The sequence below is a fragment of the Flavobacterium chilense genome (assembly GCF_001602525.1).
Taxonomy (GTDB): domain Bacteria; phylum Bacteroidota; class Bacteroidia; order Flavobacteriales; family Flavobacteriaceae; genus Flavobacterium; species Flavobacterium chilense.
Map to the genome: position 1 here is coordinate 182,622 of NZ_LSYT01000002.1, position 13,039 is coordinate 195,660.

Below are 13,039 nucleotides of genomic sequence, written 5' to 3' on the forward strand. Positions count from 1 at the left end.
TATTATTTTGAGATAGGTTGAATTAATTTCCCATCAATTTTTATTAAGTTAAAATCAACATCTTTTGTTGCTGTGGTAAATGCTTCATCAGAATTCTCAAAAGAAGCAAAAATTAATATTTGAGCATCTTTGTATTGAGATATCTTTTTTAAAAAATTATGAAAACTTTCAATTGCGGCATCCTGTTGCTTCGGCTCATCCATCATAATCAATCTTGGATGGTTACCACTGAATTTTATAGAAGTATTTAACAAACTAAATGTGTAAGCCCAAATACATCTAATAAAGTCACTCCCAGACGAATCGAATCTTATATCATAATCTTTTGTTTCGTCACCAAATGGTTTACGTATAACAGGTAAATAGTTTTCCCTAGACAAATGAATTACCTCACTTTGTTGGCTTGTATAGCTAAATTCCTTAAGTAAAATTTTAAAATTCTGTTCTAAGAAGTTTAATTTTTCATTGTCCAAACTTGAGAAATAATTTCTAGGCAATCCATTTTCGTCTGAGATAATTTTTTCCCATTCTTTAGAAAGTTTTTTTAAATCTTCTAGTAAAAGATTGAAATCTTCCAGATATTTACTATAAAACTCTATTCTTTTTTTTAGGTTAAGACGATTTTCAATTTCAATAATGGATGGAAGTCTTTCATCAGAAATTAATTCTTTTTTAATTTGTCTTACATTGGCTCTGGCTTCTGATAATTTTGCCCTATAAGCATCCAACTTTTTTTCTTTTTCTTTGATTGTTCTCTTCTGACCATCAATATAAACCGAAATCATTTTTATTTGAGCGTCGATAAAATCAATATTTTCATCCAAGCGCATTGGAATTTGTTCTACTTCCAAAGGTAATAACGAATCCTTTAAGTCTTGATTACAAGTTGGACAGTTATTATTCGCAACTTTTAAATTAAAATCTGAGCCTAGGTTTTTAACTTTTAAAGCTCCCTTGTTTTTTCGCAAATCATCTTTAAGTAAATCTAACTGATTTCTATAACTACGAAGTTTATCTACATCAAAATTTAATTCTGTTGACAATAATTCAAAATTTAAGGACAGTTTATTTATAAAAAGATTTAATTTCTCTAATTGAGATTCATCACTGGAAATATTTTGACCCACAGAATATATAGATTTATTCTCTGTGGCTTTTAATTCTTCGATTTGTAAATCAATATAATCAGAGATTGAATAATCGACTTCATCTTTAGTTAGCAAAACATTAATCTTACTATAATCGTTTATAATAATTGGTTTTTGTTCAATACCAATTATTTTTCCTCCACCTTTTTCAGCATACCTAACGAATTGATTATTTAGTGATATCCATTTCTCTTCAATTAATCTTTTTGTAAAAGCAATTCTTTGTTTTCTCTTTTTGTTTTCTGTTACATCTAATTTTAATAAAAACTCTATTGCTCTAGCTTCTTTATTTGTTAAACTGTAATATGGCATTGTTGCAAAAAAATCAGACCAGCCTGATTTTTGCTCAATCATAAAAGATGAAGCTATCTGCTGTATATAAAGCTTTCTTGAATCTCCAGAATTAGTTAAAACATTAGGAAGATACCAATTTAAAAAGTTTTCCAAAAATAAATGAAACCCATAAATTTCATCCGTTGCACCACCCTTGTCATGAATGTACATCGGTTTAAAATCAACAATATTACTTTCACTTTCATCAATATATTTACCAAAATAAACATCTACAAGTTGTGGTTTCCTACCTGAATTGCTAGCTACACTCCGCTTTATAGTGATAATATCTTGTTTCTCATTTTCAATTTCAAGATAAACAAAGGACTGGATTACTTGATGAAAAGAACCTTCGGGAAATTCTACTTGGTCTCTAAAAACTGATTGCATGGTCTTTTCATTCTTTCCTCCAATAATCTCTTCAAAACCCAAACAATATGTTATTGCCTGAAAGAGGCTACTTTTACCACTTGTATTATTGGCTCTAATAATATTTAATCCTTCAGTAAACTCATATTGTGAGCCATACAATCCTGATATTGTATTTATTTCAAACTTTATTTTATTAATTTTCAACATTGAATAATGACCATTTATTTGAAATAGATTCTATTCTATTATCCGTTATTTTTCTTTTCCCTACGAAATTCAAAAACTCTAATTCTTCATTAAAAACATCATTTTTTTTTATAAGTTTAAAAAAACCTTTACCTTTTTCTGTTAACAAATATTTACCTCCTTCAATTTTACAAATATCTTCAGCTACGCAAAACAATAAAGCTCTATTAAGCGCAGGTTCTATACCCCATACTGTCATTTCTGCAACATAATTATTCTTAATCAGTTCTAAAACTTCATCTTTATTTTCATCATTTTTTAAAGCCCAACTCAACAGATGTAATTTCAATAAACTTGACTTGTTTCCAGTACAAGTAATGCTTAAAATCATTACAATTTGAGCAATTTTATACATTGGTCTATAATCTGCGGGAATAGAAATTGGCTTTTTAGAAAATTTCAAACTTTTAATTTCAAAATCACTCATAATTATTCAAAATTTATTGGACATCTCAGAATCCAGTCTGCCATTACTTGATTTGTCAGATTAATAATCATTTCCTGCTCTAATTTTGGAAATGCAATATTAAGTTTATCAGTGACTAAATCTCTAAAGCTAAAATATAGTTTATTTTTATCTTCCACAGGAAACATACATTTTTCCACTACTTCGTTTTCAACTAGACTAACAATTGCTAAAAATTTTTCATATTCTGTAGGATATTGGTTTTCCCACGTCCTCAATAATATATTTCCGCCTAAAAAAGATGCAATTGTTTTTTCAGTTAATATATCTACTCTTTCTTCAACATTATTAGCACTGCTGTCAAACCTTGATAAATGTTTTCTCTGAGCATTTTCAACTAATGATATTTCACTACCTTTCCATTTTAACTTTTCTCCATCAGTAATTTCATCATTCGGAGATAAATTAATTTTTTGATTAGTAGAATCTAAAGCTAGTGTAAGGTGTGGATGAAGAAAATTAATATCTTCAAAAATAATTTCAAAATTTTCATTATCAATAATAGACAACTGCCAAGATTTAACTTCATCTCTCTTTGATGTACAATGCGCAACTATATCATTCTTGCTATGAAGAGGAGTAACAAAATACCATTTGTTGATTTTAGTGTCTCCTAAAAAAGCCTTTAACTGTTTCTCATAGGTTTTAAGCTTTTTCAAATCTTTAGTTACTTTATCCCTATGTTTTTCATATAAATCAGAGCTTGAATATGTTTCATCAGGGCAATAACACTGAAAAACTTTACCAGTACGAGTAAAGCCTTCTATCCCATAATCGCCAGGCGTTGCTTTAACTTCGATATAAACTTCTTCTCTAAAATTCTGCTTAAAACAAATTTGACAAATATATTCCCATTTGTCTCCATCAAATGTTCCGAATTCAGTTTTTATCATTCTTTGAAATTAATTAGGTTCTAAAATTAATAAAATTTTATCAAGAATATGTTTATATTGTAAGCAATTAAAAAACATGTTATCAAGTGATAAAAGATATACCTAATTCAAGTGAATATCAAAATGTAGGCATCGAATGTTTACTTCAAGCCTATGATAATATTTGCAATGTAGATAATGCATTAACTCCCGAAACTCCTCGCAATAAAATTTGGAATTATAATCAGATTGTTTTAAGAACCTCTCTTGTACTAATTCATCAAGCAATTGAAGGATTACTTAAATCTGAAATTTGCAAAAAATCTCCACTCCTTTTAATTGATAGAAAAAGGAGTGATTGGAAAACTTTACCAAATAGCGGAGATGAGTCTTTTTCTGATTTCAATACAATTGGTGGAGATGACTTATTAAAAACATTCTATGCTTGTGTTAATTTAAAAGAAATACATGATGATTTTCCAACCCACTATGAAGATATAAGAATTAAGCGTAATAAGATTGTTCATGGATTAGGCACAGAAAATCTAGCGCCAGAATATGTATTAAAATTAATTTTAAATTCATTTACTTATCTACTAGGAAAAGATAGCTTTTGGGATTCAGTATTGAATAAGTTTTATGAACATCCTGGATTTGACCATGATGATTCTCATGTTGAATGGCAAGACATCAATCAATACATGAGAATGGAATATTTAAGAGCTTTCTTAGGAAAAGGAGAGTTAAAAAATCACTTTTCTGTAAATATTACCGCTAGAGAATATCTTTGTCCATTTTGCACGGAAAAAGCTGAAGAAATTACTACTGAAGGAACACTAAGACCTGATAGTAAATGGGCTTTTCTTAATCCAAACGAACCAACATCAACAGATATGTCTTGTATAATTTGTCAAACAGATTTTGGAGTCATAAGAGAAGATTGTATTAAAGAAGATTGTAAAGGCAATGTAAAATACTTACTTGAAGACGAAGATTTAGGAGATGAAGAAATATGGGTCTGTTTAACTTGTTGGTACGAAGAAACTAAAAAATAGATTTAATACAATGAAAAATATATGCCTTACATTATTAACATCATTTGTCAGATTAAATAATTATAACATTATTCCAATTTTAAAAATCAATATTTATGACTGAATTATATAATAAATTAGAATTGTATTTCAATTTTGACAAGAAAGATTTAGTAATGCAAAGCTTATTTAAATCAATAGTTCTCCTTTTCGGAGGTGCTTTATTAGGTGCTTTAATTACTGACTTTGAAATTTCTAAAGCTACCTTTATGATACTTTTATTGTTTTTATTCCTGCTCACAATTTATATTTATCTGGAATATAAATTTCTAATTAATCAAAAGAATTTTCCAATATCAATTTTAGAACATTTAACAGCAAAAGAAGATTTAGAAGTTTTAACAAAACACCATAATAGACAAAAAAAAGTTTTTGAATTTATTGACCATTCAATAATGTCACTAAACACTAATACATGTCCTGTGTCTTATGATGCAATTGACGACGCAATTTGTAGAGAAGACCTTAAAGAAAGTCTTTCAAATATATTAAATGACTTTATAAATAGGACTAATTATTTTCTTGAAGTTGATAAATTAAATTTTACCAATGGTGTTTATCTTAATGATATTCTAACATTTACAGAAAACAACCCTAGTGAGTCCGTTCAGAATTTTAATTTTAAAGATGATTTAAACTTCAGCAAATATTTTGGAGATTTTGAGTATGATTTTAATTCTAAAGAAAAAGAATTCAAATTCCATTTGATATCCGCAATAAGTGAATCCATTTTATTTAGTAAATACATTTGTAAACAGCTAAGATTAAATGATAAAGATTATTCAATTGTAATTTCTCCAATTCCAAATATTTGTGATAGTTGTCCTCCTCGTGGCGTGATTTATGCAATATATGAAGGCACCGAAAATTGTAATTGCGATTCAAATAAAATATTAGAAATCCATTGTAGGCTTTTAACAAATTGGATTTCAAAATACGAAGATTGTCTATATAATGACAAACTTAAAGAACTTGGAAATTCTGTTCAAAAAAGTAATTCGGAGCATCAACACAAAAAAACTAACATAACAGAAAATCCAGAAAATTAAACGGGCATAAGAATTGCAAACAATTAAACCGAATTGAATACTCATTAGTACATTTACCTTCTAATTTTAATAAAATGCTAAACCCCTTAAATGTAAAATGGATTAAAAGTGTAACAAGAGATAATGGTAAAGCTTGGGCATATACAAACTATAATCTGGGAGACACATTCTTATTAAATTTCTCCAAAAACCCCAAATGGTATCCAACAAATTACTTAAAAGCTAAACCTGGAGAAATAATTGTGCTCTTTCAATCAATGTTACAAACTTTGGAATATCCCGCTGGATGGTATATGACACATTTAATTACTCCACTAGACAATCATATTGATAAAATAGATAATACATTACATCCTTATGTAAGATTAGTGGGAGTTGTTGGAAAACCAAGAAATTCAAACCCAATCAATAATGAATGGAGTTTATATAAATGTAATCGAGGTCAAATTTGTAAAATAGATACTATTGAAAATAAGAATAGAGACTTAACTATTTTACAAAAACAGGAATTCATCAGTAACTTATTTGAAATTGACACTCACTTATTAGAAAATTTGTCAAATATAGAATTTGAACAAATTGATTTCTACGAGAATGGAGTGGAAGAAGGTAGTGAGAAAACAAAACTCAAACTTCATAAATACAAAGAAAGAAATGCAGATATTATAATAAAAGCCAAAAATCAAGCTAGTCTACTTAATAAATTGTATTGTGAAGTATGCTCATTCAATTTCGCAGATGAATACCCAAATTTAGGAGAAGGATTTATAGAATGTCATCATAAAAATCCAATAGCAACTGGAGGAATTAGAATTACGAAGGTCGAAGACCTAGCAATTGTTTGTTCTAATTGTCATAGGATGCTTCATAGAAAAAATAATATTGGAAAGTATTATTCTGTGGACGAATTAAAGTCAATTATAAAGAATAAAATTTAAAAATCTAAAAAATGAGTTTAAATAAGCCTTTCCACAGAAATTATCGCCCTTTAAAGCAAAGCCCTAACTCGGGATATAGTAGCTGGGCTTATATTGTAGACCATTCTTATTCTGACAATCCAGAATATTACACAAGGGCTTTTTCAATTATTCAAGAAGATATAATCAAATTATTTGAATTTGTTGAACCTTCAGACATTAACAATTCAACATATTCTTTCAGAATACACGAATTGTTAATCAGAATTTGTATTGAAGTTGAAGCAAATTTCAAAGCAATATTGCGAGAAAACATCTTTAATCCAGTGGATAGATATAATGTAATCCGTCAAGAAAATAGTTGGAACATAAATGATTTTGCTATTGTAAATAAAACTCATCATTTAGATGATTATTCAATTAAACTTCCTTTTTGGAAGGGAACCACAAATATTAGAAAACCTTTTTACGAATGGAAACAAAACAGACCTTTACCATGGTATCAAGCTTACAACAAGTCTAAACATGATAGGGTTCATAATTTTGAAATTGCTAATTTCAGTAATTTAATTGATGCTTATGCGGGTTTATGTGTACTACTCTCTTCTCAATTTAGAACTGAAGATTTTAATCCAGGCAACCAAAGTCTTGGAGTAAATACAGATTCTTATTTCGGAGGAGGCTTCGGTATTGGTAATTTCTTAATTGTTGACTGGCCTGATGATTGGAGTGACTCTGAACTTTATGATTTTGATTGGTCAAATCTTAAAAATGAAACAATTCGCTTTAATAAAATTGATTATAATACAATTTAAAAAGGCATAATATCCCTTAATTGTTTATTTAGTTTCTGATATGCAAACGATAATTTCTTCAAATCCTCAATAAACAAGTTCGACAATTCAACTGTAAAGGGTACAAAAACCTCTTCATAACTGAAGAGGTTTTTTTGGTTTATTGTGTATTTTAAATCAACAATGATTATTTTTTATTAGATATTTCATTCAGTTGTTCTTGTAAAACATTGCATAATATCGTTATAAAACTCTCTATAACAACAGATGAACTTTTAGATTGCTTTAGTATAAATATAGATATTTCAGGTAAAACGGGTAAATTTGAAGACGGAAACAAAACAATACAATCAGACGGCAACCCTATTTCTGTACGTATAGTTATACCCAATCCCACTTGAGTGGCTGCCCATATACCCGCTAAACTACTAGCAGTAAGAACAGGATGCCAACTTAAATTCATTTTTTGAAGTGTTTCAATTGCAATTTCCCTAAAGACACAAGGAGCTTCAAACAACAATAATGGCAATGGTTCTCTTAGCGCAATTGATTCGTCTCTATTACCAATCCATCTCAATGGTACTTTTCCAACAGAAATAGCATTCTCCGGAACGTGTTTCCCAAAAGTTACAACTAAATCTAATTTTCCAGAATCTAATTTTTGCATTAGCACTTCTTCTCTATCAATGATTATTTCTAATTGAATCAGCGAATGAAGAAGATTAAAACGCTCTAATGCAAGGGCAAGAATTTTTTCTGAAAAATCAATTCGCATACCCAACCTTACTTGCCCTGTTACAGACACCTGAGCTAATGCCTGTAGAGCCTTATTATTTATTTCTAATAATTCTCGTGCATATCCAAGAAGTAAATCGCCACTATTTGTTAATTCCCAGGTTCTTCCTTGTTTTATAAAAAGTTTATGACCTGTTATTTCTTCCAATCGTTGCATTTGTAAAGTTATTGCTGATTGGGTACGAAAAACCCGATCTGCTGTTTTTGTAAAACTTTTCAAATCTGCAGCCAATACAAAGGTTCGCAATAATTCTAAATCAAGTAAATCTCTTATCATACTTTAATTTTATTAATGCGTTGCATTTAAATTTTGAATTATGCAAATATAATAAATCGAGATAATTTTGACACAAATTAAAAAAACAGCCCCATAATAAAATATTGAATTTAGACCATAACTAAAACAGCACTACTTAAAAATGACAAAGAACAAATACAACAACAGCACAAACTTTAATCGTTTTAACTTAGGAGAATTAGAGATAACCATCATGAGCGATGGTTATCAAATCATGAAACCAGCACATCCAATATTTGGACCGACTACTAAACCTGAAATCATCAAAGAATTGCTTCAGCAAAATTTCAGACAAACGGAGCAGGTCAACCTAAGTATTAATATCATGCTTATAAAAAAACAAAATCAATTAATTTTAATTGATAGCGGATTAGGGAGCGAAGAATCAACAGCTGGTTATTTACAACAATCACTAATCTTTGCTGGTTTTAAAAGTACAGACATTACTGATATTATAATCACACATTGCCACTTAGATCATATCGCAGGATTAGTAAATCAGAAAAAAGATCTTGCATTTCCAAATGCGACTATTTACTTAGCAGAAACAGAATATGATTTCTGGACTTCCAGTAAGCCTGATTTTTCTAAAAGTTTTTTACAAAACAACCCTGCTTTAATTTCAAAAATGGTTAGCAAAATAAACGATCTTTTAAACATTATTAAACCTAAACTAAAATTAACGAAACAAGATGCAGTACTATTTGAATGCATTCGCCTAATTTCTGCACCAGGACACACTCCTGGACATACACTTTTGGATATATTCTCGCATGATGAAAAAATTTTACACATAGCAGATCTTATCCATTCAGATGTACTTTTATTCACACATCCTGAATGGGGTTTTTTATTTGATACTGATTTTGACCTGGCAATAACTACACGCAAAAACATGCTTGAAATACTCGAAAAGAGCAAAGTACTTATATTTGCTTATCATTTGCCCTGGCCCGGATTAGGACATGTAAGTTGCGATCATAGTGCATTTAAGTGGATACCTAAGGTTTACGACACACCTTTTGACCAATATTAAAAACAGAAGATTATTCACAAATACAATTTAATTAGATAATTTTTCACCTTAGTTAAACCTCACAACCAGCCTCATGCAAAACTGGAAAATTGCAGGAATTGGCAATAAAACACAATTGATTTGCTTTAAAATGCAACTCTAAAGCCAACTCGATTTGATCCGGATTTGAGATTTTCACTTTAGGATATAATTTAACCTCAACAAAACGTCCGCTTCCGTCCGGATTTACTTCTAGTGTTGCTTCGGCATTGTCTGAATATTCCAGAACTTCTATTCCGCTTTGGGAGCAGACATATAAATACGACATCATATGACAGGAAACTAAACTGCTCAACAATAAATCTTCAGGATTATATAATTCCGGATTACCTCTAAAAGCTTTAGCTGCCGAAACATCTAAAACTGGTTTTCCTTCAATTTTAATTTGATGACTTTTGCTGTAAAGTTTTGAAGTTGTTTCTTCTGGATTTTTTTTTGAAGTCCAGTTTAGTTCTGCCTTGAATAGATGTTTAAATGCCATATTCTATTTTTTTTTCGTTAATGAATTATTTCTATTTCAAAAAACTATTTATTATGGTCTTTGCTCTGAGTCTATTTTTTCAATAACCCATCTGGCGTTTATTTTTTTTAAAGTATACTTATAATTTACTCCGGTCATAGGCAGATAAAATCTAACTTCTGAAATAGAATCATTTTTTTGATTAACAAGATATTTGCTTTTTTCAATATTTGGCAAAACATCTTCAAGAGATTCTTGAGTGAAAAAGAAACGATCATAATCAAATCCAAACGGAGGACTGTCATTCTCAGGATTTTTCTTAAAATATTTATCTCCTTCTATGAATATTTGTTTTTCATTTTTAAGAAAGACATCAGCTAAAAAACCACTCTTTTTCAATTCTTCAATATATTTTTCTACTTTGCTAAAATCTACATAATAATTTTTTGCCTCTTCATTTTCCTGCGCGTCCATTGGTCCGCCGCCAATAGTATCGAAGTTATTTAATACGTTACTATTGTTAATATACCATTTCATGAAGTTTTTAACTAATTCTATTTGCTCTTTATTACTGATATTAGGATCAACTTCTTTTGCTTTTGAAGAATCGGCTTTAACAATAGGATTATTTTTTAATTGACTTTTGTCTTTATTCTGACAACTTTGAATAAATAAAACTAAAGTTGAAATGTAAATAATTATTTTTTTCACAATCACGCTTTTTAAATCTTCTATATATTCCTCAAATGTAAGACAGAATCAATGAAATAAAAAAACCTCGAAAGCACATCACTTTCGAAGTTTTTAGAAAATTACTAAACTGGTAAACTTTTGAATCTGCTTTTATTTACCCCATTTAGTCCAATCTGAATCTGGTCTTTTAAACGGTTCTGATAAAAACTTATTTGCTAATGCATTAAATACTTGCGGACTTGAAGCCGGTGCAAAATGAGTCTCTCCCGGCATAATGCACAACTGTGCTTTAGGTATATTTTCGAAAATTTCAACCGTATGCTCATTTCTGATTACATCTCTATCTCCAGCTATTACAAGCACTTTTGCTTTAATTTTTGACAAATCTTTAGCAGCAATACTAGGCTGATATACTAAAAGTCCAGAAATTTGTTTCATTAGACTCCAATTCTCGCTAGTATCTTTTTCTTTAATTTTTGAGACGACAAATTTTCTCATATTCTGAAGATCTTTTGCCGCCCATGAATAAATAGCCGTAGAATCAGGTCGTAAATTAGCACCCATCGCTACAATTTTCTTTATTTTTGATTTCCCTGAAATCCCCATTTGCAAACCAACAATTCCTCCGTCACTCCATCCAATAACACTTATCGAATCTAATTTTAAGTGATTAACCAATCCTTCCATATCTTTTGTGATTTGAACATAGGTTAGAGAATCCGTTTTCAACTCCGATTTGCCTTGTCCTCTACTATCAACAGCAATAACTCTGTACTTACTTTTAAAATAATCAATCTGATTTCCCATTGATTCAATACTTCCTCCGTTTCCATGAATCAATAACAAAGGTTCTCCTTTTCCATATTCTTCATAGTAGATTTTAGCACCATTGAGTTCGGCAAATTTCCCAACAGCAGTATTTTTACCATAAGGAGTGTCGAATTTAAAATTCATCTGAACCTGAGCATGTGCAATGCCAAATAATGTAGATGTTAATAATAGAAGTAATACTTTAAATGATTTTTTCATAAAGGAGGTTTCTTGTTATAGTTATACCACAAACGTAAGAAATAATTTAACAAATTAACAAAGTCTTTATAAATCTTAATGCTTTTTATTATTTACAAATAAAAAAACCTCGAAAGTATTCTTTTCGAGGTTTTTCAGAGAATTAGTAAACAAATTCTAAAACTATTTTTGTACAGAAAATTTAAAAGTAGTTTTAGTTTTATAATTTTCTCCCGGCTTTAAAACCGTTGTTGGGAAGTTTTTCTGATTTGGAGAATCCGGATAATGTTCTGTTTCCAGACATAATCCCGTTCTGTGGGCAAAAGTTCCTCCGTTTGGCATTGGTAAAGTTCCGTCAAGGAAATTTCCGGAATAGAACTGAATTCCAGGTTCGTCAGTTGTTACTTCCAAAACTCTTCCACTTGGTACATGGTATACTTTTGCGATGATTGTTTTTCCTTTTTCAGGATTGTTCAACACCCAGCAATGGTCGTATCCTTTTCCTCTTTCTATTTGTTCGTTTTTAGCTTCAATGTCTTTTCCAATTAACTTAGGTTTTCTAAAATCGAAAGGAGTATTAACTACATCTTCTAATTTTCCTGTTGGAATTAAAGTCGCATCAACCGGAACAATTTTATCTGCATTTAAAGTCAATTCATGATCTAAGATTGTTTTAGAAAAATCTCCTGATAAATTGAAATACGAATGCTGTGTCAAGTTTACAACGGTTGTTTTATCAGTCGTTGCTTCATACAAAACTTCTAACTGATTATCATTAGTCAAGGTATAGGTTACAAAAACCTTTAGATTTCCGGGATATCCCTCTTCCAAATCTTTACTTAAATAAGACAATTTTAAAGAAGCTGTTTCGCCAGATTTAACCTCATCTGCTTTCCAAACCACATTAAAATATCCTTGTGGTCCGCCGTGTAAAGCATTTGGCGCATTATTTATGGCTAATTGATATTCTTTTCCCTCTAAAGTAAATTTCCCTTTTGCAATTCGGTTTCCGTATCTTCCAATTAGGGCTCCAAAAAAAGGATTTTCTTTTTCGTATTGTGCCAGTGAATTAAATCCAATTACTACATTTTCAGAAACACCTTGTTTATTTGGCACTTTTAAATCTGTAATTCTTCCGCCAAAAGTGATGATGTCGACTTCCATCCCATTTTGGTTTTTCAATTTATAGCTATCGACTTTTTCTCCTTTTGAAGTTGTTCCATATGACGATTTTTCGATCGTTACGGCTGCTTTTTGATCTGAAACTGTAGTATCCATTTTTTTATCGCTTTTGCATTCAACTGAAATTAAAGCCAGACTTAACAGGCTGATTCCAAAAACACAACGTTTTAATACATTCATAAATAATATTTTTAATTGTAAAAAGTGAAATGTAAGATATGAAAAAATTAAAAGCGA

General features: G+C 29.9%; 13 protein-coding genes. 5 read left to right on the plus strand and 8 right to left on the minus strand.

Annotation, left to right across the window (positions count from 1 at the left end; genetic code table 11):
* Positions 1 to 2 precede the first annotated feature (2 nt).
* From A4F88_RS05860 to A4F88_RS05870, 3 genes are read right to left on the minus strand one after another with little or no spacing between them, the layout of a single operon-like run.
* The gene (locus A4F88_RS05860) at positions 3 to 2,060 is read right to left on the minus strand and encodes an AAA family ATPase (protein ID WP_068841622.1); all 2,058 of its coding nucleotides are present in this window, start codon (positions 2,058 to 2,060) and stop codon (positions 3 to 5) included.
* Entirely contained in the window at positions 2,047 to 2,526 is a 480-nt protein-coding gene (locus A4F88_RS05865) for a hypothetical protein (protein WP_068841623.1), read from the minus strand. Before A4F88_RS05865 ends, A4F88_RS05860 begins: the two co-directional genes overlap by 14 nt.
* Before the next feature lie 2 nt (positions 2,527 to 2,528).
* Positions 2,529 to 3,458, minus strand: coding sequence for a hypothetical protein (locus tag A4F88_RS05870; RefSeq protein ID WP_068841624.1), 930 nt, complete (start codon positions 3,456 to 3,458; stop codon positions 2,529 to 2,531).
* Positions 3,459 to 3,544: 86 nt separating this feature from the next.
* Between A4F88_RS05870 and A4F88_RS05875 the strand changes: the two genes are divergently transcribed.
* The 4 genes from A4F88_RS05875 (at position 3,545) to A4F88_RS05890 (ending at position 7,312) form a co-directional block, all read left to right on the plus strand.
* A complete protein-coding gene (locus tag A4F88_RS05875) occupies positions 3,545 to 4,492 on the plus strand; it encodes a hypothetical protein (protein ID WP_068841625.1) in 948 nt (315 codons plus the stop codon).
* A gap of 95 nt (positions 4,493 to 4,587) precedes the next feature.
* Entirely contained in the window at positions 4,588 to 5,580 is a 993-nt protein-coding gene (locus tag A4F88_RS05880; RefSeq protein ID WP_068841626.1) for a hypothetical protein, read from the plus strand.
* Between the two features lie 74 nt (positions 5,581 to 5,654).
* Positions 5,655 to 6,518 carry an HNH endonuclease gene (locus A4F88_RS05885; RefSeq protein WP_068841627.1) on the plus strand — a complete coding sequence of 288 codons (864 nt, stop codon included), beginning with the start codon at positions 5,655 to 5,657 and terminating at the stop codon, positions 6,516 to 6,518.
* A gap of 11 nt (positions 6,519 to 6,529) precedes the next feature.
* Positions 6,530 to 7,312: a hypothetical protein gene (locus A4F88_RS05890; RefSeq protein ID WP_008465943.1), complete on the plus strand. Its 783-nt coding sequence runs from the start codon at positions 6,530 to 6,532 to the stop codon at positions 7,310 to 7,312.
* A gap of 166 nt (positions 7,313 to 7,478) precedes the next feature.
* On the opposite strand, the gene A4F88_RS05895 is transcribed toward A4F88_RS05890, so the two are convergent.
* Positions 7,479 to 8,363 carry a LysR substrate-binding domain-containing protein gene (locus tag A4F88_RS05895; protein ID WP_068841628.1) on the minus strand — a complete coding sequence of 295 codons (885 nt, stop codon included), beginning with the start codon at positions 8,361 to 8,363 and terminating at the stop codon, positions 7,479 to 7,481.
* A 142-nt stretch (positions 8,364 to 8,505) separates the two neighbouring features.
* On the opposite strand from A4F88_RS05895, the gene A4F88_RS05900 reads away from it, so the two are divergent.
* Positions 8,506 to 9,420, plus strand: a complete 915-nt coding sequence (locus A4F88_RS05900) for an MBL fold metallo-hydrolase (protein ID WP_068841629.1) — start codon at positions 8,506 to 8,508, stop codon at positions 9,418 to 9,420.
* Between the two features lie 52 nt (positions 9,421 to 9,472).
* Here A4F88_RS05900 and A4F88_RS05905 read toward each other — a convergent pair whose 3' ends face one another.
* The 4 genes from A4F88_RS05905 to A4F88_RS05920 form a co-directional block, all read right to left on the minus strand.
* Positions 9,473 to 9,940, minus strand: a complete 468-nt coding sequence (locus A4F88_RS05905; protein WP_068841630.1) for an OsmC family protein — start codon at positions 9,938 to 9,940, stop codon at positions 9,473 to 9,475.
* Positions 9,941 to 9,991: 51 nt separating this feature from the next.
* On the minus strand, positions 9,992 to 10,630 hold the full coding sequence (locus A4F88_RS05910) for a hypothetical protein (protein ID WP_068841631.1): 639 nt from the start codon (positions 10,628 to 10,630) through the stop codon (positions 9,992 to 9,994).
* A 132-nt stretch (positions 10,631 to 10,762) separates the two neighbouring features.
* Complete coding sequence (locus tag A4F88_RS05915; protein WP_068841632.1) at positions 10,763 to 11,641, minus strand: alpha/beta fold hydrolase; 879 nt, start codon at positions 11,639 to 11,641, stop codon at positions 10,763 to 10,765.
* Positions 11,642 to 11,803: 162 nt separating this feature from the next.
* Positions 11,804 to 12,982: an aldose epimerase family protein gene (locus tag A4F88_RS05920; protein WP_068841633.1), complete on the minus strand. Its 1,179-nt coding sequence runs from the start codon at positions 12,980 to 12,982 to the stop codon at positions 11,804 to 11,806.
* Positions 12,983 to 13,039 lie beyond the last annotated feature (57 nt).

Coding starts and splice junctions, on each gene's coding strand:
- A4F88_RS05860 (WP_068841622.1), bottom strand. CDS start 2,060: ATGTTGAAAATTAATAAAATAAAGTTTGAAATAAATACAATATCAGGA.
- A4F88_RS05865 (WP_068841623.1), bottom strand. CDS start 2,526: ATGAGTGATTTTGAAATTAAAAGTTTGAAATTTTCTAAAAAGCCAATT.
- A4F88_RS05870 (WP_068841624.1), bottom strand. CDS start 3,458: ATGATAAAAACTGAATTCGGAACATTTGATGGAGACAAATGGGAATAT.
- A4F88_RS05880 (WP_068841626.1), top strand. CDS start 4,588: ATGACTGAATTATATAATAAATTAGAATTGTATTTCAATTTTGACAAG.
- A4F88_RS05885 (WP_068841627.1), top strand. CDS start 5,655: ATGCTAAACCCCTTAAATGTAAAATGGATTAAAAGTGTAACAAGAGAT.
- A4F88_RS05890 (WP_008465943.1), top strand. CDS start 6,530: ATGAGTTTAAATAAGCCTTTCCACAGAAATTATCGCCCTTTAAAGCAA.
- A4F88_RS05895 (WP_068841628.1), bottom strand. CDS start 8,363: ATGATAAGAGATTTACTTGATTTAGAATTATTGCGAACCTTTGTATTG.
- A4F88_RS05900 (WP_068841629.1), top strand. CDS start 8,506: ATGACAAAGAACAAATACAACAACAGCACAAACTTTAATCGTTTTAAC.
- A4F88_RS05905 (WP_068841630.1), bottom strand. CDS start 9,940: ATGGCATTTAAACATCTATTCAAGGCAGAACTAAACTGGACTTCAAAA.
- A4F88_RS05915 (WP_068841632.1), bottom strand. CDS start 11,641: ATGAAAAAATCATTTAAAGTATTACTTCTATTATTAACATCTACATTA.
- A4F88_RS05920 (WP_068841633.1), bottom strand. CDS start 12,982: ATGAATGTATTAAAACGTTGTGTTTTTGGAATCAGCCTGTTAAGTCTG.